This window comes from Vibrio methylphosphonaticus (genome assembly GCF_023634655.1).
In the GTDB taxonomy this organism is placed as follows: domain Bacteria; phylum Pseudomonadota; class Gammaproteobacteria; order Enterobacterales; family Vibrionaceae; genus Vibrio; species Vibrio methylphosphonaticus.
Window position 1 is genome coordinate 23,067 of sequence record NZ_JAMKMS010000005.1, and the last position, 22,424, is coordinate 45,490.

Sequence of the window (22,424 nt, forward strand, 5' to 3'; positions counted from 1 at the left end):
TTGCTTTTCTATGCACTATCTTTTATGAGTTACTTTGACTGCATTATCAACCTTACAATATTGTATTCTCGAGTCGCCAGTCGCCTCCCAAGGCTTTGTAAACGCCGATAGTCACTTGGGCGGTTTGTAAGCGTGCTGCAATAATTCGATCTTCCATCATGCGATGTTGTCGTTGGGCATCAAGCAAGGCTAAGTGATTAATTAACCCCGCTTTATATAAGGAACGGGCTTTTGTGACAGCGCGTTCCGATGCGCTTAGAGCTTCTCCGATTCGTCGTTCGTTTTGCTGGCTGCGCCCATACGTAAAGAGCATCGAGTCGACCTCGGTAATCGCCGTGTTGACTGAATACTCATAAGCTAATACGGCATTGTTAAATCGCGACTCATTGAGCTCGACCATGGCTTCGCCTCGTCCACCATCAAAAACACTCCAGCTGACCCCAGCCGATGCAAACCAGCCAAAGGAATCACCGCTAAACAAATCATCAAAGCTACTGGCTGATACGCCTGGCGCGCCAGTTAGGAAGAACTTAGGGTAGCGATTGGCAATGCTGGCTGCCACTTCTTCATTAATTGCTGCCATTTCACGTTCCGCGATTCGAATGTCGGGCCGGCGTTGTAATAAATCTGATGGCAGCCCTGTTGGTATAATACCCTCAAGAACGGGCAACTCACGGTGCTCTGCTAATCTAATATCCACTCTTGTGAGAGGTTCACCCAACAACGTGGCAATGCGTTGTTTATGCACCTGTTGAGCGATTTCAAGCTGAGGTATTACCGACTCGGTGGCCGCCAGCATGCTCAGAGCTTGGGCAAGGTCAAGCTCTGAGCCGTAACCGGTTTTCACCAAGCGCTTCACTAACAATAAGGTTTTTTCTTGGTCTGCAAGGTTACTTTTTACAAGTTCTAAACGCGCTTGTGCCCCACGATACTGCAAGTAGTTATGCGTAATATCTGCCGTTATCAAGGTTGTTAAGCCGCTTTGATAGATTTCGGCTTGTTCAACTCGAATCGCTGCTGCGTTTGATTGGCGGTCAAGTCGGCCAAATAGGTCCATTTCCCATCCGATGCTCGCACCGGCAAATACGCCGTCATGTTGGCTATCAAGCAATGTGGCGGAGTCCAGCGGGGTACCTGTTGGCATAGAATCACCGATAGGGTTAAGCGCGGGACCCAACAAGGAATCGTTCTTACTTAGCTGATAGTTAAAATAGCCTGCGCCGATGTTGACCGTCGGCACTTTGAATGAATCCACAACTGACTTGTAGCTGTTAGCCATTTTTATACGTTCAGCCGCCATCTTGAGCGGGATATTCTGCTGCTGAACATCCGCGACCATGGTATCGAGTACCGGATCATTGAATTGTGTCCACCAATGTTCGTTGACGACATGTTGTTGGTTATCTGCATGCAGATACGCCTTGGATAGCGTTACCGTCGGAGCTTGGTAATCAGGACCGACGGAGCACCCAGCGAGTGTTAACGCTAATGCAATAGGAGCAAGGTTAAGCACGTTGGCTAAGCGACGTTGACTTGGTTTTATATTCATGTGGTTATGCCTCCTGCTCTTTAATCGTCAATGTTGATGTGGACTCTGTGGTGGTGGACGCAGCGCTCTCTTTGTATGCCAGGCGATAGAGCGCAGGCATCACAAACAAAGACAACACGGTTGCGGCGGCTAACCCGCCAATGATGGTTGCCGCCATCTGGTCAAAGAGCAAGTCACTCAGTAGCGGTATCATGCCTAATGCGGTGGTTAACGCCCCCATTGAAATGGCCATTGTTCGGTTGATGGTCGCTTCCTTGATGGCATCCGATAAGCTTCGCCCATTGCGTTTTTCAAGTTCAATTTGGTCCATCAAAACGATGCCGTTTTTAATGATCATCCCCATCAAGGTAATTGCCCCGATTAGCGCCATGAAGCCGAACGGTTTATTGAACCCAAGCAGTGCAAAGGTCGCGCCTGTTGCAGCCAAAGGAATCGTGGACAAAATAATGACGGGTTGTTTGAATCCGTTGAACATTGCCACGAGGATAATCACCATAATAAGGAGTGCTTTTGGTAACTGTTTAACGATGTCTGAGACCGCTTTATATTCATCATAATATTCTCCGCCCCATTCCATGTGGTAACCAGGTGGTAGTGCGATCGCTTCGATGTCTTCCTTGATGCTGTTTCTCACCGTTGCAGGCGTGCTTGAACGAGCAACACCGGCTTGTGCTGTGATGGTTTTTACTCGGTCGCGTCGCCAAATCATGCTTTCTTCAGAACTTAACTCGAAGCCATCGACCACTTGACCTAGAGGAACGCTGTGCAATCCAAGCAGTGATTTAACCGGCAGGGTTTCTAACGATGCCATGGTGGGTTCAGAGCCGCGAAATTGAATGGGTATTAATTCGTCATTCAGGTTCATCTGTCCCAAAGGCATGCCGTTGGAAGCGCGTTTCATCGCAAACGCAATGTCCGCTCGATTAATGCCAGCGCGGCGCGCTTTGTCCATGTTGATGATGGGTGTCAGCACTTTGCTCTGTTGGCGCCAATCATCTCGGACATATTTTGCATCTGGATGTCTGGCCATGATCACTTGTGCTTGGCGTGATAAATCATGTAAAACGTGCTCATCAGGCCCAGAGAATCGAGCTTCAACGGCATATTTATCTGCAGTAGCTAATTTCAATGCGCGAAAGCGAGGTTGGGCATTAGGAAATTCTTCTGCGACCCATTTGTCGCCACGAGAAACCAAAGCAGAAATTGCATAATAGTCGGTCGTGTTAATCAAAATCTGACCGTAGGACGAATCAAAAGGCTCAGGCTCAACGGTGACGGAGAATCGTGGAACACTGGCACCAATCGCGCTAGAAATACTTTCGACTTCGGGTTGTTTGAGCAACCAAGCTTCGATCTTCTTCATGTCCGCTGAGGTTTGTTCAACCTTGGCGCCGTTAGGCAACCAATAGTCAAAAAACACGATCGCGCGATCTGACTGCGGCAGGAAATTAATGGCTACATAAGGCAACGCAAGCACGGTTACTAGTATCAGTGGAATCAGAGCAGACAAGGCTCGCTTAGGATTATCGACCGTCCAGCAGACCGCTTGTTTGTAGCGAGATTGCTTATCGGCGCTGCTTTTTGTGTTCGGTTTGAGGAACATCCAACACATCAGCGTCGTGAACGTCATGGCGACGAGCCAAGACAACGTTAATGATGACGCCATGATGTAGAAGACAGACCCAGCAAATTCAGCCGCATCAGTTTTGGAAAATAACACAGGGCTGGCGCCCATAACGGCGATGATCGTTGCGCCAAATAGTGGTACGGCGGTTTCTTTGACAGATTCGATAGCGGCTGTTGTGCGCTCAATGCCCTTGTTGAGTTTAGCTGTCATCATGTCTGTAATAACGATGGCATTATCAACCAACATACCGAGTGCGAGGATAAAGGTCCCCAGTGATACTCGATGAAGGTCAATACTGTTGATATTCATGTATACCAGCGTCAGTAAAATAGTGAGCAATAGGCTACCACCGACGATGACTGCGCTTTTGAATCCCATGAAAACTAATAAAACAACAAAAACAATCGCGACACTTTCGGCTAAGTTTTGTATAAAGTTTTCAATCGATTTCTCAACTTCATCAGGTTGATAGGCGATGGGTGAAATTTCAACACCAAGGGGTAATGTTGCGTTAAATTCGTCGATAATCGCATGAATACTATCACCTAAGGAGACCACGTTAATGCCGTTAACTGGACTGACGGCAAGCGTGACTGAAGGTTCGCCGTTAAAGCGGTTTTCGGTCAATGCTGGAGTTTGATACCCCATGGTCACATCCGCAATATCACCCAGTCGAATTAAACCGGTGCCGAGTTCATTGAACCCGCCTTGAATCATTAGATTTTTAATGTCGGCAAGTGACTGAAACTCGCTACCATGCTGGATACGAATACGCTCACTTCCGGCGTCGAATTGGCCTGCCTCGAACGTCATGTTACTGGTGTTGAGTTGACTCCAGACTTGCGCCATCGATAAACCATATTGAGCGAGTCGCTCATCGGGAAGGTCAATATAGACGGCTCGTGGTTGAACACCGTGCAGTTCAGCTTTCTTGATGCCTTTAACCGTTTTCAGTCGGCGTTGCAGCTCTTCTGAATACTGGCGTAGTTCTTCGGGCTTGGCGTCGTGGCTATGGACAGCGAAAAGCATGCCGTACACCTCTGAAAACTCGTCTTGGACAATACTGATTTGTGCCGTCGTAGGTAGTTGCAATTTGACGTCTTGCACTTTGCGACGTAATAAATCCCATTGTTGAGGAAGGCGAGAAGAGTTGAGGCTTTCTTTTAGGTCAACAAACACCATAGAAACACCGGGTTGAGAAAGTGAGCGAAGTCTATTCAGCTCGCCCATTTCTTGTAGTTTGGTTTCGATGGTGTCGGTGACTTGGTATTCTACTTGTTCTGCTGATGCGCCTGGGTAGAGCGTAACAACCACTGCTGTTTTGATGGTAAAGCTTGGGTCCTCAAGTTTACCAAGGTCAAAATAAGAGTAGATCCCAGCAATAATGCTTAGGGCGGTGAAAAATAGCAAAAACGTTCGTTGACGAATTGCGAATTCAGCAAGCTTCATGGTCAGTATTCCTTACTGCTTGCGCATGATTAATTGATCCGCGATATCGCCATCATGTAGATAGCTTGAGCCGCTGACGACGACAAAATCATCAGGGTAAATGGAGCCGGTAATACACGCTTGATATGCATCTAGTGAACGCAGTTCGACAGGTGTCGTTACTACGGTTTTGTCACGCACTACATTGATATGCAGCGTTTCTTTTTCACCCACGATAGCGGAATAAGGCACACAGTGTGCTTCATCGACATTAGTGAGTGTTGAAGCAACAGACACCGACTTACCAGGGAACAGTTTTTTGGGGTTGTTTTTCTCATTGCTAGCGTTATCGATGGCGTAAGTCACGGTGTAAGTTTGCTTGATTAAATGCGGCAGTGGCGCAATTTCTGTGATGTGAGCGGTCACTGGTTCAGACGAATGATGCCAAGAAACGGTACCCTGCTCGCCAAGTTCAAAGCGTTGAATCATGTTTTCTGGGACATCGATTTCAACTTCTAATTGTTCGGTATTGTGCAAGGTGACGACGGCTACACCGGGTAGGGCTTGCTCATGTTGCTCGAAATTCACTTTGCCAATGACCCCATCAAACGGGGCGGTTAGCTGAGTGTAATGCAATACGTCTTTGGCGCGTTGGATGTTTTTTTCAACGACTTTAATCGCCGAAAGACTGCGTTCATATCCGCTGGTGGCACGATCAAGATTGACGCTGGCAATGGCGTTATCCTCAGTCGCTTGTTTGACACGGCGTAATTCTGCCTTTGCGAGTTTATGTGCGGATTTGGCTTCAAGCATTTTAGCTTGCAGCTCTTCTAACGCGACCTGATAATCATGGGGATCGAGCTGCGCAATTGGGTCGCCCTGTGCCACTAATTGGCCGGTACGAACATGGATAGTAGAAATCGTACCTGGCACTCGAAAGGTGAGATTGGCTTTTTCTTGCGAACGAACGACCCCGTTAAAATGCTTAGCTGAATGCTCGAGAGAGCCTTTTAGCTGCACCACTTGCAGTGTTTTCTTATGTGTTGGTGTGTCGGCCACGACTTGCGCGTGATGACAGCCAGTTAGTACAAGCGTTGACATCATGCCGAGTGTAATTAGGTTCATTCTGTTCATAATCGTATAGCTCCATTATTATGGCGCTATCATAATCTTGAACGGTGGGGAGATAATCCGGTCTTATTGAGACTTACTGTCACGTAATTCGTGACAATAGGTTCAGTTTAGGGATTTCTTTAGAAAGATGTTCGATAAGTAATCGGCTTGCTTGATTCAATGTTTTTGGTTGCGGGTAAAGTAACCATCCATCCGCTTCTAGCGTGGTTTCATGAGGCAGTAAAGATACGAGTCGCCCTTCTCTTAATTCATTTTGAATCATAATCGTAGGAAGAAAACTAATGCCACGCCCTTGTTGTGTAGCGCCTTTAATAAACCCTACGCTGTCGGAGATGAGCCGAGCATTGACCGAGAAATGACCAGTACTAAAGTGCCATTTATCGTCCACATCACCGCTAGGCCAGCGGAAACAGATACATTTGTGTTCATAAAGAGATTGTATTGAAATTGGAACGCCAAATGTTTCCAAATAACCGGGCGATGCCACCAAGGTTCGCCCAAAGCTGATGACTTTTCTCGCGACGATGTCGGAATCAATTAAGCGACCGCCATGCAGTGCGATATCGAGGCCTTGTCGGAACATTTCATTGAATCCGTTATTGATACTGCGGATATCCAATTCAACATTTGGGTAATGGTCTTGGAATTCAAACAAAATGGACTGCAATAATTCATAGGTTTCAGGCAAGATGCCAAGCTTAATTTTTCCTGAAATCACTTGTGCTGATGTGGTTATCGATTGCTGAGCACGATCAAACAATTCAATGGCATTGGTGATTTCTTCATAAAAGGTATTGCCGCTATGGGTGAGCGATAAGCTTCGTGTTGTGCGATGAAATAACTGCGTGCCAATCTCTCGTTCAAGCTCATTGATACGACGACTCACGTTTGCTCTAGGTAAGTCGAGCGCGTTTGCCGCTCCGGTAAAGCTACCAAGTTCAACAACTTTGATAAATAATTTTAAGTCAGCAATTTTCATCTGAGTTCCAAAATGTGAAATAGTGTCGGGCCTTGTTGGCACTGTAACATTTGTGCGAATAGTACCTGAGGTTTAGACATTAATCATTGATAAGAGGACATAAGTAATATGTCAAAATAATGGCGCTCATTGGGTATGAATTTTGCATATATCATTGAAGTATTTTAATTCTGGTGTGAATATGCACCACCCGCAGTGATGTAGTCGATGAAATTAACGTTACCGTTCGCCAATAAGATGCCGGCTTTACCAAGTCGAGCTTTGCCTGCTATTGGTGCTCCAATTATGGTCCTTGCCGCATTGGCGATGATCATACTGCCGATACCTGCGTTTCTTCTCGATCTGTTTTTTACCTTTAACATTGCCTTAGCGATGGTGGTTTTACTGGTATCGGTCTACACCCGTCGCCCCCTCGATTTTGCTGCGTTTCCAACGGTACTATTAATCGCCACACTATTGCGCTTGGCATTGAATGTCGCCTCGACTCGTGTCGTCTTACTCTATGGTCATGAAGGAAGTGGCGCTGCGGGTAATGTTATCGAGGCGTTTGGTAATGTTGTCATCGGGGGCAACTATGCGGTTGGCCTGATTGTCTTTATGATTCTAATGATCATCAACTTTATGGTGGTCACAAAAGGTGCCGGTCGTATCTCAGAAGTGAGTGCCCGCTTTACCTTGGATGCCTTGCCAGGTAAGCAAATGGCCATTGATGCGGACTTGAATGCTGGGTTGATTGACCAGGACCAAGCCCGAACCCGTCGATTTGAAGTGACCAAAGAAGCCGACTTTTATGGTTCGATGGATGGTGCGTCAAAGTTTGTCAAAGGTGATGCGATCGCGGGTATCTTGATCCTTTTCCTTAATATCGTTGGCGGTCTTGGCATCGGTATGATGCAGCATTCATTAGGATTTGGCGAAGCCCTGCAGATTTATACGCTACTAACGATTGGTGATGGCTTGGTTGCCCAAATTCCCTCGCTGTTATTGTCTATTGCCGCGGCCATTATGGTGACGCGTCAAAATACTGACGAAGACATGGGGCAACAGGTTGTTTTTCAATTATTTGATAACCCTAAAGCACTTATGATTACCTCTGGCATTATGTTTGTCATGGGTATTGTGCCGGGTATGCCGCATTTTGCTTTCTTGCTGCTGTCTATTTTGGCGGGTGGCGGGGCGTACTGGATGATGCGTAAACAGAAAAAAGCAGAAGAGCAGAAAAATTTACCGGCCGAATTGCAGCCCAAAGACCCATCAGCGCCACCAAAAGAATTGTCTTGGGATGACGTCCATCCGGTCGACGTCATTGGTCTCGAAGTGGGTTATCGCTTGATTCCTCTTGTCGATAGAGATCAAGGCGGCGAGTTACTCGAGCGCGTTAAAGGTGTGCGTAAAAAACTCTCTCAAGACTTTGGCTTTTTGATCCCAGCGGTACATATTAGAGACAACTTGGAGCTGACGCCAAATTCTTACCGTATTACCCTAATGGGTGTGGCGGTAGGTGAGGCGGAAATTCGTCCAGACCAAGAACTGGCGATTAATCCAGGTCAGGTATATGGGTTGATCGATGGCGAATCAACCATTGACCCTGCGTTTGGCTTGGAAGCGGTTTGGATACAAGAAGCACAGAAAGAGCACGCTCAAGCGCTCGGTTATACGGTGGTGGATTCATCCACAGTACTCGCGACTCATTTGAGCCAGTTATTAACGAACAACGCCGCGCAGCTGCTGGGGCATGAAGAAGTTCAAAACTTACTTGAGTTGCTGGGTCGCAGTGCTCCGAAGCTAGTTGAAGATTTTGTACCGGAACAGTTACCATTGGGGACGATGGTTAAAGTGCTACAAAACTTGCTCCACGAGGCGATTCCCATCCGCGACATTCGTACCATTGTCCAGACATTGGCTGAATATTCATCAAAGAGTCAAGAACCTGACGTTTTAACGGCAGCTGTACGGATTGCGCTAAAACGACTAATTGTACAAGAGATCAATGGTATAGAGCCTGAACTTCCGGTGATAACACTGATTCCTGAGTTGGAACAGATATTGCATCAAACTATGCAGGCCGCAGGCGGTGAGTCTGCTGGTATTGAGCCTGGTTTGGCAGAGAGATTACAAGCATCGTTAACGCAAGCGACGCAAGAGCAAGAATTAAAAGGTGAGGCAGCGGTATTGTTAACATCGGGCGTACTTCGTTCAACGTTAGCAAAGTTTGTGAAGAACACGATTCCAAATCTAAGAGTGTTGTCTTACCAAGAAATACCTGATGAAAAACAAATACGAATCGTACAGGCGGTTGGGAATTAAATAGTCGTTAGTTTGAAAGCGCTAGAGCTTATTCACTAATGCCAGTATGGATAATGGATGTAACCGTTGAAAATTAAACGATTTTTTGCCAGAGATATGAGACAAGCGTTGCTACAAGTTAAAGAAGAACTTGGGGCAGAGGCCGTGATCATGTCAAATAAAAAAGTGGCCGGTGGTGTCGAAATCGTTGCCGCTATTGATGGTGATGGTAATCAAGCTGCGCCACGTCAAATGAGTAATAAAGCCTTATTACCACCTAATCAACCTCACTCATCAGGGCCCACTGGCGAGCGTGAATTAAAAGACGATCAGGTAAGTTTGAATCAACGTGGTGGAATGAGTGCGCCTTCAGTCAGCGATCGCTTTGCCAGTATGTTGAAGAATTATCGTGGTGGTCAGGAATCGACAAGTCATCAGCCTCAATCGGCAAAACCTACCGACTCATTGTCCGCTTTGCTCGAACGTCAGTCTGAACGAAGCAACTCAATGTCGAACGCGTATCAAAGTAGTGATCGCTACCAATATACCCAAGATAATCGACGCGACCAGCAAGATACCCGTGATAGAGCGATAGAGGACAGAACGACCCCGTACGCGTCTTCCACCCGAGCTTATGGTCAGCGTGAAGAGAGCTCGCGTCAATCACCGAACCACTTTTCGTCAGGTCAGTTATCTCCAGAACGTCCTTCATCGAATCAACCATCTTCTAATCATTATTCATCCGGCAATAAGCGTGATGGGAAAATAGGCGAAGAACTTGAGTCGATGAAAGAAGACATGTCTTCAATTCGCCGTCTCTTGGAGCACCAAGTTTCTGGTCTTATGTGGCAAGAAGTGGAGCGAAGAGAGCCTCTACGAGCCATGCTGATTAAGCGTTTGGAACGAATGGGTATCTCCCCAGAACTGGCCGATCAGCTCGCTTGTTACATTCCAGAAGATACGCCGCCGCAAAAAGCGTGGAAAGCATTGCTTGCGTTAGTTTCTGATCAGGTGGTCGTCAGCAAACAAGATATCTTACGTCAAGGTGGCATTGTTGCGTTGCTAGGGCCAACAGGCGTCGGAAAAACGACGACGGTTGCCAAGTTAGCGGCTCGTGCTGCGATGGAATACGGTTCGGATAATGTTGCGTTAGTAACAACGGATACTTACCGTATCGGTGCTCATGAACAATTGTCCATTTACGGACGAATTATGGGCTGTCCTGTAAGAGTTGCTAAAGATTCTGAAGAACTAGCCGATGTATTATATCAGTTGAGAAACAGACGCTTAGTCTTAATTGATACCGCAGGTATGGGACAGCGAGATGTCCGTCTTTCTGAACAGTTAGATACCCTGATGCAAGAGAGCGGTGAAATTATTAATAGTTACTTGGTGTTGCCCGCCACGGCGCAACGTCAAGTATTACAAGAAACACTTGATCACTTTAGGCGTATCCCGCTTTCGGGTTGTATCATGACCAAGCTCGATGAATCGTTGAGTCTTGGAGAGTTTATCAGTGTTGTAGTGCAAAACGCGCTGCCAGTAACGTATATCGCCAATGGGCAACGAGTCCCTGAAGATATTGTTATCGCTCAGCCAAAATACATGGTCGCTAAAGCGAACGAATTACTTGAAAAGTCGACAGAGAATGAACCCCACTTCTGGAACAGCGATATGGAGGGGGTTTAGGTGCAAGCGAATATGACAAATAACATGATACATGACCAAGCAAGTGGACTGAGACGTTTGACTCAGCCAACGTATACAAAGGTAATTTCGGTTACTGGTGGTAAAGGTGGTGTGGGTAAGTCGAATGTAACACTTGGACTTGCAATCTGTATGGCTCGTCAGGGTAAAAAAGTCATGGTTTTGGATGCGGACTTAGGTCTGGCCAATGTTGACGTAATGCTCGGAATTCGTGCTAAGAAAAACTTAGGGCATGTTTTGGCGGGTGAATGTGAGCTGCAAGATGCGATTGTTGAAGGGCCACATGGTATCCGAATCATTCCTGCGACGTCTGGCACGCAAAGCATGACCGAATTAAGCCACGCGCAACATATTGGTTTGATTCGTGCTTTTGGTACTTTAGAAGATGAAATGGACGTCCTGTTGGTTGATACCGCAGCCGGTATTTCAGACATGGTGGTGAGCTTTTCTCGCGCGGCCCAAGATGTTGTGGTAGTCGTTTGTGATGAACCGACCTCCATTACCGATGCCTATGCGCTGATCAAATTATTGAGTCGAGAGCATCAGGTTCAACGCTTTAAGGTTGTCGCGAATATGGTTCGCAGCTACCGAGAAGGCCGAGAATTATTCGCAAAATTGACATTAGTCACAGAGAGATTCCTCAATGTGAGTCTTGAGTTAGTCGCTTGTATCCCGTTAGATGATAAAGTGCGACAAGCAGTGAAAAGGCAAAAGATAGTTGTGGATGCCTTTCCACGCTCACCTGCTGCTTTAGCATTGAATTCTTTAGCGAATAAAGCGCTCACATGGCCAATACCTAAAGTCCCAAGTGGACATTTGGAGTTTTTCGTTGAGCGTTTGCTAAATCGACCTGCAGTTTTAGAGGACCCCTTTAGTGAATAAAGCTTTGACCTATGACCAGCATGCCAATCTAAGCGGTCAGCAAGCTTTCTTAGAGAAATACTCAGTATTAGTGAAGCGAATTGCGCACCACTTAATTGGTCGACTGCCACCGAATATCTTGGTGGAAGATTTGATTCAAGCGGGCATGATTGGCTTGATTGAAGCACAAAAAAACTACGACGGTAGTAAAGGTGCAAGTTTCGAAACGTATGCGGGCATCCGCATACGTGGCGCTATGTTGGATGATATTCGTCGCGGTGATTGGGTGCCTAGGTCGGTACACAAAAACAGCCGTGATATATCTCAAGCGATCTCATTGTTAGAAGTTGAGCTTAATCGAGAGCCAACAGACACAGAGGTTGCGCAGCATTTGGGCATGAGTTTGACACAATATCATCGAGCGCTAACGGATATAAGCTGTTCTCGATTGGTTGGTATTGAAGATTTAGGCGTATCTGAGGATTCCGTTTCTGTTGCAACAGACGACGATGAAGACAACTCGCCATTTCAAGGAGTCGCGGATGATGCATTCCGTGAAGCGTTAATTGATTCAATAAAAACGCTCCCGGAGCGTGAAGCCCTGACGCTATCCTTGTATTATGACGAAGAGTTAAATTTGAAGGAGATAGGAGAAGTATTGGGCGTCAGCGAATCGCGCGTTAGCCAAATACTCAGCCAAACGATGCAGCGTCTTAGAACCAAGCTAAGTGCTTGGACTGATAATAATTAATAATCACTGATCTCGGTTTTCAGTGGAGGCAATTTTGAATAAAAACATGAAAATCCTTATTGTTGACGACTTTTCAACAATGCGACGTATTGTCAAAAACCTTCTACGCGACTTGGGCTTTAGCAACACTCTTGAAGCTGATGATGGTTTAACTGCGTTACCTATGCTCAAAAAAGGCGATTTCGACTTTGTAGTGACTGACTGGAATATGCCAGGCATGCAAGGTATCGATCTTCTCCGCCATATTCGAGCCGATGACGAGTTAAAGCATTTACCTGTTCTTATGATTACTGCAGAAGCAAAACGCGAGCAGATCATTGAGGCAGCGCAAGCGGGCGTAAATGGTTACATTGTTAAACCTTTTACCGCCGCAACATTAAAAGAAAAATTAGACAAAATTTTTGAGCGCTTATAACGCGTTCCGATAGCAAAGTGGCTATATCAGAATGATTTCATTGGAACAAGCTAAGCAACTTGTCGAACTCCTTGAACAGGAGAAACAACAAGAAGCAAATGAGCTAGTCATGATGGTTCAAGGCAGTAGTGAAAGCCGTGTGCTCCAAGAAGTTGGCGCATTGACGAGAGACCTACATGACGCATTGAGTGAATTTAGCATTGATACTCGGTTAAACGAGATTGCCAATGACGAAATTCCAGAAGCGCGCGATCGCCTTGAATACGTGATTAATAAAACGGAAGTTTCAGCGAATACAACCATGGACGCGGTAGAACATTGCTTGCCAATGGCCGATAACCTCCATGGGTGCTTGCTACAGGTTCGTCCACAATGGAATGAACTGATGCATGGACGTGTAGAGCTACAAACATTTAAAGAGTTGTGTCACCGGATTGATGATTTACTGACTCAGGTAGAAGGCGATAGCACCGAACTGAGAACGCAGTTAACCAATATCCTGATGGCACAGGACTTTCAAGATCTTACTGGACAAATCATACGCCGAGTTATCACATTAGTGAGTGAAGTGGAAACAAGGCTTGTGGAAATTTTGAAAGTGTTCAGTGACGAACAACAATCAATAACTACAAAACCAAAGCAGGCACCAGTTGGCGTTGAGGGACCAATTATCAACCCTCAGGAGCGAACGGATGCCGTTTCCTCGCAAGACGAAGTCGATGATTTGCTTTCGAGTCTTGGGTTTTAGAGGTGGACTATGAGCTACGAATTAGATGAAGAGATCCTTCAAGATTTTCTAGTGGAAGCAGGCGAAATTCTCGAGCTGTTGTCTGAGCAACTTGTTGAACTAGAAAATAACCCTGAAGATAAAGATCTGCTTAACGCAATATTTAGAGGCTTCCATACCGTTAAAGGTGGCGCTGGGTTTTTGGCGTTAACTGAACTGGTGGATACGTGTCACGGTGCTGAGAACGTCTTTGATATTTTGCGCAATGGCCAAAGAGGTGTTGATTCAAACTTAATGGATATCATGCTTAAAGCATTAGATACCATTAATCATCAATTTCAGTCGGTGCAAAATTCCGAATCTATCACGCCTGCCGATCCTGGTCTTTTAGAAGAATTACATCGTCTTAGCTCACCAGCGACCAGCAACGAGCAGATCGAGGCTCCTCAACCTGCCGCACCTGTGGTTGAGTCTATTAGTGCGCCTGTTGCCGTTGAGTCAACGTCAATTGATACCCAAGGTGGTTCAATCGATGATATTACCCAAGATGAGTTCGAGCGTCTGTTAGATGAGCTACACGGTAAAGGTGCTGCGCCTAATCAGAAAAAAAACGCACCTTCTCAGGCTATTTCTCCAGCAGTGACTGCGGTAGATAATACACCGCAAGCGGCTAACGCCAGTTCGTCGGACATCACCGATGATGAATTTGAAAAGCTTCTAGATGAGCTTCATGGTGTAGGTAAGGGCCCATCATTAGGTGATGCCGCGGCACAGCCTGTAGCTGTACCTACCACAGCACCAGTATCTTCTCCTGCTTCGCCCCCTTCAGGTGGTGATTTGATGACGGATGAAGAGTTTGAAAAGTTATTGGATGAACTTCATGGCGTGGGCAATGGTCCTTCACCTGAAGAACTAGAGGCCGCGACGAAACCTATTTCCGTATTGCAAGAGCCGAGTGCTTCTATCTTTGAGCCAGCTCCGGATAATACTGCAAACGCAGTTAGTGTGGCGCCTGCGTCTCACCCAGCACCGATTTCAGCGCCAGCAATGCAAGAGAAGAAGTTGCCTGCAAACAGCGAAACCAAAGCCACGCCGGTTAAAAAACCTCAGGCAGAAGCCAGTGTTCGTGTGGACACGTCCACACTCGATACCATCATGAATATGGTGGGTGAGTTGGTGTTGGTTCGAAATCGATTGGTAAGCCTTGGTCTCAATAGCAATGATGAAGAGATGTCAAAAGCGGTCTCTAACCTCGACGTTGTCACAGCAGATTTGCAAGGCGCGGTGATGAAAACGCGCATGCAGCCTATTAAAAAGGTCTTTGGACGTTTCCCTCGCGTTATTCGCGATCTTGCTCGTAGCCTAAATAAAGACATTGTTTTGGTCATGCAGGGCGAAGAGACGGACTTGGATAAGAATTTAGTCGAAGCGTTAGCGGATCCGCTGATTCACTTGGTTCGAAATTCGGTAGACCATGGCATTGAAATGCCGGAGGTGCGTGAGCAGTCAGGTAAATCTCGTACCGGTACAGTGACGTTATCGGCGTCGCAAGAAGGTGATCATATTGAACTGGCTATCGTTGATGATGGCGGCGGTATGGATCCGGATAAACTGCGCGCGATTGCGGTTAAACGTGGCATGATGGATGACGATGCGGCATCGCGTCTAACCAACAAAGAATGTTTCAATCTAATTTTTATGCCAGGCTTCTCGAGTAAAGAAAAAATCTCAGATATTTCTGGACGTGGTGTAGGGATGGATGTGGTTAAAACCGCGATTAATACCCTAAATGGCTCCATTGATATTGATTCAGAGCTTGGCACCGGGACCAAAATTACTATCAAGGTTCCACTGACTTTAGCGATTCTACCCACCTTAATGGTCGGTGTTGGCGGTAACCCATTTGCGTTGCCACTTGCAAGTGTTAATGAGATCTTCCACCTTGATCTAAGTCGCACCAATGTCGTTGATGGCCAATTGACGATTATCGTTCGTGACAAGTCGATCCCGCTGTTCTATTTGCAAAACTGGCTCGCTTCTCATGCCGGTCGCGCGGAACAACGCAAAGGCCATGGTCATGTGGTGATTGTTCAAATCGGTAGTCAACGTGTTGGCTTTGTTGTCGATACTCTCATTGGTCAAGAAGAAGTGGTGATTAAACCACTTGATAAGTTGTTGCAAGGTACGCCGGGTATGGCGGGTGCAACGATCACCAGTGATGGTCATATCGCTTTAATTTTGGACGTGCCTGATTTACTTAAACAGTACGCCGCTGCATCGCGTATCTGATAAGGAAATCTATGTCGATCAAAGTGTTAGTAGTAGACGATTCAAGTTTTTTCCGTCGTCGAGTCAGTGATATCATCAATGCCGCCCCCCGGTTGGAAGTGATCGATGTGGCGGTCAATGGCAAAGAAGCGCTTGAAAAGGCGCTTTCTCTTAAGCCTGATGTTATTACTATGGATATTGAAATGCCTGTTATGGATGGCATTTCAGCAGTCCGCGAGATCATGGCGAAGCAACCGACGCCCATATTAATGTTTTCATCGCTGACACATGATGGAGCGAAAGCGACGTTAGATGCGCTTGAAGCGGGGGCGTTAGACTTCTTACCCAAGAAGTTTGAAGACATCGCGAGAAATAAAGATGAAGCGGTCGCGTTGTTGCAACAACGAGTCCAGCAGATTGCCAGTCGCCGCACTATGATGCGTCGAACCCCCTTGGTTTCACGTACACAAAGAGCGTTACCAACCTCTGCTTCTGCGGCTCAAAGTTCGTTAAGCGCGCCACCGCTTAAACCTTCCGCGCGTGAAGCATCGAGTAAGCCCGGTGAATCTGCAATATCTAGAACAAGCAGTGCTTCAGCTCAAGCACCACTGCAAGCGCGTTTTCGCGCCTCAGGTAAAGCATACCAGTTGACGGCCATTGGGACTTCTACGGGAGGACCAGTCGCGTTGCAACGAATCTTAACTCAGTTTCCTCGAAACTATCCGCATCCTATTTTGTTGGTTCAACACATGCCAGCAACCTTTACCGCCGCCTTTGCAGCGCGACTTAATTCGTTGTGCCAGATCACGGTAAAAGAAGCGGCAGACGGTGATGTACTGCAACCCGGTGTTGCATATCTTGCGCCTGGCGGTATGCAAATGATGCTAGAGGGCCGTCCATCAAGTGCTAAATTACGCATTATTGATGGGGGGGAACGGATGAACTACAAGCCATGTGTTGACGTGACATTTGGTTCAGCCGCTAAGATTTACCAAGATAAAGTGCTGTCGGTCATTTTAACGGGTATGGGTGCTGATGGTCGTGAGGGCGCACGCATGTTAAAAAATGCCGGTTCTACGGTATGGGCGCAAGATGAAGAAAGTTGCGTGGTGTATGGTATGCCTCAAGCTGTCGCTAAAGCGGGCATCTCGACAGAAGATTTACCGTTAGAGCGCGTTGCTGAGCGTATTCTTGTCGAGCTGAAGAGGTAGTAACATGATCGTATGGAGTGTTGCTAACCAAAAAGGTGGTGTTGGAAAAACCACCAGTACCGTGACGTTAGCAGGTTTACTGGCTCAAAAAGGTCACCGAGTATTGTTGATTGATACTGACCCGCACGCCTCGCTTACCACGTACTTAGGGATGGACTCCGATACACTGCCTAAGAGTTTATTCGATTTATTCCAGTTGAAAGAGTTTACTGAAACCCGAGTAAAAGCACTGGTTCACGAAACGAACATCGATAATATTGATGTCATCCCGGCACATATGTCGCTAGCAACCCTTGATAGAGTCATGGGTAATCGCAGCGGTATGGGGTTGATTCTTAAGCGAGCCCTGTTGACGTTGCGCGATCACTACGATTACGTCTTAATAGATTGCCCCCCGATCCTTGGGGTCATGATGGTTAATGCATTGGCGGCGAGCGACCGAATCTTGATTCCAGTTCAAACCGAATTTTTAGCCATGAAAGGGCTGGAAAGAATGGTGAGAACCTTGGCGATCATGCAAAAATCTCGTCAGCGTCCATTTAAAGTGACGATTGTACCAACCATGTATGACAAACGTACAAGGGCTTCGTTACAGACGTTGACACAGTTGAAACAAGACTACCCGGATCAAGTTTGGAGCTCAGCCGTTCCCATTGATACCAAGTTTAGAGATGCCAGCCTTAAGCACTTACCAGCATCACATTTTGCTTCAGGCAGTCGTGGTGTGTTTGCTTACAAGCAACTACTGATCTATTTAGAGAGGCTAGCGATTGATGGCAATGGATGAAGCGCCTCTATCCAGCGAACAAGCGCTTGATGATTATTTTAACTCACTACTTGGAATTGGAGATTGTTCTGAGGACGAGAGCGAAGACCATTCCTCGAGTGAGGCAGCGTCAATTGACGTCGCACCGAGTGACTTCACACCGAGTGACGTCGCACCGAGTGAGATTGTGTTCGATGAAACTACGAATGCTGACCACACCGCCGTTTTAGACGCTCGTACCGACTCGATTGACGGCGATGTTGGTCAACGCTCAGTTGAGTATCAAGCCGCTTCTGTTGAGACTGTACAGTACGATGGTGGCAACGAAGCTTGCGTTGAAACCGCGACATTTGAGACATCAGCGTGGCAGGCTCAGCCTAGCGTGCATCCTGAGTCTTCGGCTCAATATGGGCGCAGTGTTGATTATGATGAGCCGCCTAACTTACAGCAACTCGAAAAGCTGTTTGATGGTATGCGCTTACAAACTGAAGCGGATACCCCGGAAATGCTTCAGCCGTTATTGCAGCCCGAGCCAGCCCAACCAGAGCTGATGCAGTCAGAGCTAATGCAATCAGTGGAAGAGCAGAGTGGTGAGCCAGAGATTCAGCACTGGGCGCTACCCGAAACAGAATATGTGGAAGAATCGACAAGTGATGCCGATGCTGTTTCTAGTGACCCCGACATAGAGCACAGGGTTTCAGAGCCTGAGCAAACTATCACGCTAGACAATGCGGGTGGTACTGACCAAGTTAACTCTGGTGGTGGAGAGGCGACGATTTGGCAAAGTACCGAACGCAGTGAAAATTTCCAAGTGCTGTACTTTGCCGTCAATGGTATGACCTTTGCGGTGCCATTAGATGAGTTAGGTGGTATCCATAAAATGGGTGAGTTGAGCCATTTAATTGGTCGTCCTGCTTGGTATCTCGGTTTACAGTCAAGCCGAGATAATAAGCTCGATGTTGTAGACACCGCGAAGTGGGTGATGCCCGATGTGTTAGCAGATGATGACTATAAGTCAGAGTATGAATACATTGTCATGCTAGGCGAAAGTAACTGGGGTTTAGCATCGACAGAGCTTAAAGGTACCGAACAGCTGCGACCAGAAGCGGTAAGGTGGCGAGAACAATCAGGCAAGCGTCCTTGGTTAGCGGGCATGGTGAAAGAGCAAATGTGTGCGCTAGTTCATGTGTCGGAGTTAATTGGAATGCTAAACGCTGGATTAGATGTTAATTCAGTACAATAACAAGAATTGATGCAATTGTGGTTAACACCACAGTTTAGATATTGAGAGGAAAATTATGTCTCAGACAATGGATGTAGAACTAAGAAAAGATCAAGCTAACGATGAAGTGTTGCAGTGGGTAACCTTCCAGTTAGAAGAAGAAACATATGGCATCAATGTAATGCAAGTGCGTGAAGTGCTTCGTTATACTGAAATTGCTCCCGTTCCTGGTGCTCCAGATTACGTATTGGGCATTATTAACTTGCGTGGTAACGTTGTCACGGTTATCGACACGCGTGCGCGCTTTGGACTAATGCAAGGTGAAATAACCGATAATACTCGTATTATTGTTATCGAATCTGAGCGTCAAGTTATCGGTATTCTTGTTGATAGCGTCGCGGAAGTGGTGTATTTGCGTTCTTCAGAAATCGATACCACACCAAGTGTTGGTACTGATGAAAGTGCTAAGTTTATCCAAGGTGTCAGTAACCGTGAAGGTAAGCTGTTAATCCTCGTTGACTTGAATAAGCTGCTCTCTGAAGATGAGTGGGATGATATGGCTTATTTATAATGCTTGAGTCCTTCCCATTTCAATCACCTCTACTTTGGGTAGGGGTGGTGACTTTTGTCGTTATCCTTGTCTGGTTAGTGAAACTGCATCGTCAATTGAGTTTGCATAAAAACGCCAGCCGTCAGCAGATCCGTCAAGCTGACAGAGAGGTAGACAAGTGCAATAAGCAACTGCTAGAAGTTCGTTCTGTACTTGTTGGATTGGGGCAAAAGATCTCCGAGCAAGAAGATATTATTCGTCATTTGACCGAACGCGTTGTCGAGTTAGAAAATATTGATAGCGATGGGCGTTTGTATACTCGCGCCAACAAAATGGTCAAACTTGGCGCCGATATCAACGAATTGATTGAAGAGTGTGAGCTTCCTAAAGCGGAAGCGGAATTGATGATGTCACTGCAAAATAAGATTGCAGGAAAAGAAAAAGTTCCGCCACTTAACAAACCTAAAGCCCATCAGGCTCGATCTCAAATGATGGGTTACCAGCCTCCTAAACGCTCACGCTAATTGTTAACAAGTGTATTGATTTTAAAGAGATACACTTGTTCATTTCTTTTTATATTCTTAATAAATTCTTACGTTTTCACATTCGTAGTTAAGATATGGTCTGCTATTCTATTTGTCAGTTTAATATGGAAATTGGATCGATATACTACTTTAGTGGTAGTTAAGGCTAGAAATAACAGAGGTTTAGTGTTTGAGCTTAAGTTTCGTGAAGCGAGTTTGATCATTATCCTATTGTCACAATACAGCTATGGTAAGATGAACGCCTTGTCGTCCCAGCCTAAAAACGAATGTTAGAAGTCATAAATTTAACCGCGATTCGAGATGAGCGCGTATTGTTCGAAAATTTATCATTTTCGTTACAAACCGGAGACCTAGTGCAAATTGAAGGTCGAAACGGAACCGGAAAAACGACCTTAATGCGTATAGTGGCGGGATTAGGTGATCGAGAAGACGGTGAAATTCGTTGGAATAGTGAAACCATTGAATCAAACCGAGAAGAGTATCACCAAAATCTATTGTTTCTCGGCCATCAAACCGGTGTCAAAAGAGAACTGACCGCCTTTGAAAATCTGACGTTTTATCAGTCAATCCATGCCCCTAATACGACTCCGGAGCAAATATTTCATGCACTGATGCAGGTGGGGCTCGCGGGCAGGGAAGATGTTCCTGTCGCTCAGCTTTCTGCCGGACAACAGCGTCGAGTTGCGTTAGCGCGTTTGTGGTTGAGTGAACAGCTGTTGTGGATCTTAGATGAGCCGTTAACGGCCATTGATAAACAAGGCGTTAAGGTATTGGAAGCGCTGTTCTTAGCGCATGCAAATAAGGGTGGGATTGTCATGCTAACCACTCACCAAGACATGTTTAATGAGAACCCTAAACTTAAGAAAATTAAGCTTGGAGAGTAGTATGCTGGCTTCTACGATGAAAATTATCCGTCGAGAATTGCTGATTGCCTTTCGACGTCAGGCTGATATTTTCAACCCGTTGTGGTTTTTTATTATCGTTATTACTTTGTTTCCGTTGAGCATTGGACCTGAGCCGAACCTTTTAGCACGCATTGCCGCAGGAATTGTTTGGGTAGCCGCATTGCTGGCCGCGCTGCTGTCATTGGAACGTTTATTTAAAGACGACTTCCAAGATGGGGCATTAGAACAGATGATGTTGATGCCAATCCCATTACCTTTGGTGGTCATGGCAAAAATCGTCGCGCACTGGTTACTGACGGGCTTGCCGCTGATATTAATTAGTCCGCTGCTGTCTATTTTGTTGTCATTGGACTTTGACACTTGGCTAGCCGTGGTCTTGACCCTGCTGGTCGGCACGCCAACATTGAGTTTTATCGGCGCCATTGGTGTTGCACTCACCGTTGGACTGCAAAAGGGTGGAGTGCTGTTAAGCTTACTAGTATTACCACTTTATATCCCTATTCTAATATTTGCTACCTCGGCGATTGATGCGGCATCACTAGGTGTTGCGTATAATGGTCAGCTTGCGCTACTTGCTGCGATGCTTGCGGGTGCGATGACGTTAACACCATTCGCCATAAGCGCGGCATTGAGAGTGAGCGTCAACTAGAGCACCGCTGGAATATAATAACTATCAATCAGGCATCGCAACGTAGAAGTGATGTCGGTAATGTCGTTTTAAAGAGTGAGAAACTATATGTGGAAATGGCTTCATCCTTATGCCAAATCTGAAACCACCTATCAATTGTGTGGTCGTTTATTACCGTGGTTTGCCACACTGGCGTTGGCGTGCTTATCAGTTGGCACGGTTTGGGGGCTTGCGTTTGCACCTTCAGACTACCAACAAGGCGACAGCTTTAGGATTATCTATATCCATGTACCGTCGGCAATTTGGTCGATGGGTGTCTATATGTCGATGGCCATTGCCGCCTTTATCGGTTTGGTTTGGCAAGTAAAATTATCCAGTATGGCTGCGCTTGCTATGGCACCAATTGGCGCGGTGTTTACATTTATCGCCCTGTTGACCGGCGCCGTTTGGGGTAAACCAATGTGGGGCGCATGGTGGGTGTGGGATGCTCGTCTTACCTCTGAGCTTATTCTCCTTTTCCTCTACCTTGGGGTTATCGCGCTTTATCACGCCTTTGATGATCAAAAAACAGCAGCGAAAGCAGCCGGTATTTTAGCGATTGTTGGAGTGGTGAATTTGCCAATTATTCACTTCTCCGTTGAATGGTGGAACACCCTTCATCAAGGCGCATCCATTACTAAATTCGCGAAACCGTCGATTTCAAGCGACATGCTATGGCCACTATTATTGAACATTTTTGGATTTGCGTTCTTTTTTGGTACGTTGACTCTGATTCGACTTCGAAATGAAATTATCAGCAAAGAAGGTCACCGCCCATGGGTGATCGCACTTGCCAACCATCAGCTTAAATCAAGAGGTTAACACC

The 22,424-nt window shown here is 46.3% G+C and carries 19 protein-coding genes; 15 read left to right on the top strand and 4 right to left on the bottom strand.

The genetic code is table 11. The features are described from left to right. Nucleotides 1–52 precede the first annotated feature (52 nt). The 4 genes from M9196_RS07170 to M9196_RS07185 all read right to left on the bottom strand — a co-directional run bounded on the left by M9196_RS07170 (nucleotide 53) and on the right by M9196_RS07185 (nucleotide 6,717). A complete protein-coding gene (locus M9196_RS07170; protein WP_250616854.1) occupies nucleotides 53–1,549 on the bottom strand; it encodes an efflux transporter outer membrane subunit in 1,497 nt (498 codons plus the stop codon). Nucleotides 1,550–1,553: 4 nt separating this feature from the next. After that, nucleotides 1,554–4,625: an efflux RND transporter permease subunit gene (locus M9196_RS07175; RefSeq protein WP_250616855.1), complete on the bottom strand. Its 3,072-nt coding sequence runs from the start codon at nucleotides 4,623–4,625 to the stop codon at nucleotides 1,554–1,556. A gap of 12 nt (nucleotides 4,626–4,637) precedes the next feature. Further along, entirely contained in the window at nucleotides 4,638–5,738 is a 1,101-nt protein-coding gene (locus tag M9196_RS07180) for an efflux RND transporter periplasmic adaptor subunit (RefSeq protein WP_250616856.1), read from the bottom strand. A 79-nt stretch (nucleotides 5,739–5,817) separates the two neighbouring features. After that, nucleotides 5,818–6,717, bottom strand: a complete 900-nt coding sequence (locus tag M9196_RS07185; protein WP_250616857.1) for a LysR family transcriptional regulator — start codon at nucleotides 6,715–6,717, stop codon at nucleotides 5,818–5,820. A gap of 207 nt (nucleotides 6,718–6,924) precedes the next feature. Between M9196_RS07185 and flhA the strand changes: the two genes are divergently transcribed. The 15 genes from flhA to M9196_RS07260 all read left to right on the top strand — a co-directional run bounded on the left by flhA (nucleotide 6,925) and on the right by M9196_RS07260 (nucleotide 22,420). Next, entirely contained in the window at nucleotides 6,925–9,024 is a 2,100-nt protein-coding gene (flhA, locus tag M9196_RS07190; RefSeq protein ID WP_250616858.1) for a flagellar biosynthesis protein FlhA, read from the top strand. A 66-nt stretch (nucleotides 9,025–9,090) separates the two neighbouring features. Continuing rightward, nucleotides 9,091–10,692 carry a flagellar biosynthesis protein FlhF gene (gene flhF, locus M9196_RS07195; protein ID WP_250616859.1) on the top strand — a complete coding sequence of 534 codons (1,602 nt, stop codon included), beginning with the start codon at nucleotides 9,091–9,093 and terminating at the stop codon, nucleotides 10,690–10,692. Between the two features lie 12 nt (nucleotides 10,693–10,704). Continuing rightward, nucleotides 10,705–11,592 carry a MinD/ParA family protein gene (locus tag M9196_RS07200; protein ID WP_250616860.1) on the top strand — a complete coding sequence of 296 codons (888 nt, stop codon included), beginning with the start codon at nucleotides 10,705–10,707 and terminating at the stop codon, nucleotides 11,590–11,592. Beyond that, nucleotides 11,585–12,322 (top strand): RNA polymerase sigma factor FliA, encoded by a 738-nt coding sequence (locus tag M9196_RS07205; RefSeq protein WP_250616861.1) that lies wholly within the window; start codon nucleotides 11,585–11,587, stop codon nucleotides 12,320–12,322. The genes M9196_RS07200 and M9196_RS07205 overlap by 8 nt, the downstream gene beginning before the upstream one ends. 46 nt (nucleotides 12,323–12,368) lie before the next feature. Beyond that, nucleotides 12,369–12,737, top strand: coding sequence for a chemotaxis response regulator CheY (gene cheY, locus M9196_RS07210; RefSeq protein WP_096995504.1), 369 nt, complete (start codon nucleotides 12,369–12,371; stop codon nucleotides 12,735–12,737). A gap of 31 nt (nucleotides 12,738–12,768) precedes the next feature. Further along, entirely contained in the window at nucleotides 12,769–13,485 is a 717-nt protein-coding gene (locus tag M9196_RS07215; RefSeq protein ID WP_250616862.1) for a protein phosphatase CheZ, read from the top strand. Nucleotides 13,486–13,494: 9 nt separating this feature from the next. Further along, nucleotides 13,495–15,753 carry a chemotaxis protein CheA gene (locus M9196_RS07220; RefSeq protein ID WP_250616863.1) on the top strand — a complete coding sequence of 753 codons (2,259 nt, stop codon included), beginning with the start codon at nucleotides 13,495–13,497 and terminating at the stop codon, nucleotides 15,751–15,753. 11 nt (nucleotides 15,754–15,764) lie between these two features. Beyond that, entirely contained in the window at nucleotides 15,765–16,943 is a 1,179-nt protein-coding gene (locus M9196_RS07225; RefSeq protein WP_250616864.1) for a protein-glutamate methylesterase/protein-glutamine glutaminase, read from the top strand. A gap of 4 nt (nucleotides 16,944–16,947) precedes the next feature. Next, nucleotides 16,948–17,730, top strand: coding sequence for a ParA family protein (locus tag M9196_RS07230; protein WP_250616865.1), 783 nt, complete (start codon nucleotides 16,948–16,950; stop codon nucleotides 17,728–17,730). After that, entirely contained in the window at nucleotides 17,717–18,952 is a 1,236-nt protein-coding gene (locus M9196_RS07235; RefSeq protein WP_250616866.1) for a chemotaxis protein CheW, read from the top strand. Before M9196_RS07230 ends, M9196_RS07235 begins: the two co-directional genes overlap by 14 nt. Before the next feature lie 55 nt (nucleotides 18,953–19,007). Next, nucleotides 19,008–19,502 carry a chemotaxis protein CheW gene (locus M9196_RS07240; protein ID WP_250616867.1) on the top strand — a complete coding sequence of 165 codons (495 nt, stop codon included), beginning with the start codon at nucleotides 19,008–19,010 and terminating at the stop codon, nucleotides 19,500–19,502. Beyond that, a complete protein-coding gene (locus M9196_RS07245; RefSeq protein WP_250616868.1) occupies nucleotides 19,502–20,005 on the top strand; it encodes a DUF2802 domain-containing protein in 504 nt (167 codons plus the stop codon). Before M9196_RS07240 ends, M9196_RS07245 begins: the two co-directional genes overlap by 1 nt. Before the next feature lie 287 nt (nucleotides 20,006–20,292). Next, on the top strand, nucleotides 20,293–20,910 hold the full coding sequence (gene ccmA, locus M9196_RS07250) for a cytochrome c biogenesis heme-transporting ATPase CcmA (RefSeq protein WP_250616869.1): 618 nt from the start codon (nucleotides 20,293–20,295) through the stop codon (nucleotides 20,908–20,910). A gap of 1 nt (nucleotide 20,911) precedes the next feature. Continuing rightward, a complete protein-coding gene (gene ccmB / locus M9196_RS07255; RefSeq protein ID WP_250616870.1) occupies nucleotides 20,912–21,580 on the top strand; it encodes a heme exporter protein CcmB in 669 nt (222 codons plus the stop codon). 87 nt (nucleotides 21,581–21,667) lie between these two features. After that, nucleotides 21,668–22,420, top strand: coding sequence for a heme ABC transporter permease (locus M9196_RS07260; protein WP_250616871.1), 753 nt, complete (start codon nucleotides 21,668–21,670; stop codon nucleotides 22,418–22,420). Nucleotides 22,421–22,424 lie beyond the last annotated feature (4 nt).

What these genes read in the sequence shown, in the direction of transcription:
- M9196_RS07170 (WP_250616854.1), bottom strand. Translation starts at nt 1,549, where the DNA reads ATGAATATAAAACCAAGTCAACGTCGCTTAGCCAACGTGCTTAACCTT.
- M9196_RS07175 (WP_250616855.1), bottom strand. Translation starts at nt 4,625, where the DNA reads ATGAAGCTTGCTGAATTCGCAATTCGTCAACGAACGTTTTTGCTATTT.
- M9196_RS07180 (WP_250616856.1), bottom strand. Translation starts at nt 5,738, where the DNA reads ATGAACAGAATGAACCTAATTACACTCGGCATGATGTCAACGCTTGTA.
- M9196_RS07185 (WP_250616857.1), bottom strand. Translation starts at nt 6,717, where the DNA reads ATGAAAATTGCTGACTTAAAATTATTTATCAAAGTTGTTGAACTTGGT.
- flhA (WP_250616858.1), top strand. Translation starts at nt 6,925, where the DNA reads ATGAAATTAACGTTACCGTTCGCCAATAAGATGCCGGCTTTACCAAGT.
- M9196_RS07200 (WP_250616860.1), top strand. Translation starts at nt 10,705, where the DNA reads ATGACAAATAACATGATACATGACCAAGCAAGTGGACTGAGACGTTTG.
- cheY (WP_096995504.1), top strand. Translation starts at nt 12,369, where the DNA reads ATGAAAATCCTTATTGTTGACGACTTTTCAACAATGCGACGTATTGTC.
- M9196_RS07215 (WP_250616862.1), top strand. Translation starts at nt 12,769, where the DNA reads ATGATTTCATTGGAACAAGCTAAGCAACTTGTCGAACTCCTTGAACAG.
- M9196_RS07220 (WP_250616863.1), top strand. Translation starts at nt 13,495, where the DNA reads ATGAGCTACGAATTAGATGAAGAGATCCTTCAAGATTTTCTAGTGGAA.
- M9196_RS07225 (WP_250616864.1), top strand. Translation starts at nt 15,765, where the DNA reads ATGTCGATCAAAGTGTTAGTAGTAGACGATTCAAGTTTTTTCCGTCGT.
- M9196_RS07230 (WP_250616865.1), top strand. Translation starts at nt 16,948, where the DNA reads ATGATCGTATGGAGTGTTGCTAACCAAAAAGGTGGTGTTGGAAAAACC.
- M9196_RS07235 (WP_250616866.1), top strand. Translation starts at nt 17,717, where the DNA reads ATGGCAATGGATGAAGCGCCTCTATCCAGCGAACAAGCGCTTGATGAT.
- M9196_RS07240 (WP_250616867.1), top strand. Translation starts at nt 19,008, where the DNA reads ATGTCTCAGACAATGGATGTAGAACTAAGAAAAGATCAAGCTAACGAT.
- M9196_RS07245 (WP_250616868.1), top strand. Translation starts at nt 19,502, where the DNA reads ATGCTTGAGTCCTTCCCATTTCAATCACCTCTACTTTGGGTAGGGGTG.
- ccmA (WP_250616869.1), top strand. Translation starts at nt 20,293, where the DNA reads ATGTTAGAAGTCATAAATTTAACCGCGATTCGAGATGAGCGCGTATTG.
- ccmB (WP_250616870.1), top strand. Translation starts at nt 20,912, where the DNA reads ATGCTGGCTTCTACGATGAAAATTATCCGTCGAGAATTGCTGATTGCC.
- M9196_RS07260 (WP_250616871.1), top strand. Translation starts at nt 21,668, where the DNA reads ATGTGGAAATGGCTTCATCCTTATGCCAAATCTGAAACCACCTATCAA.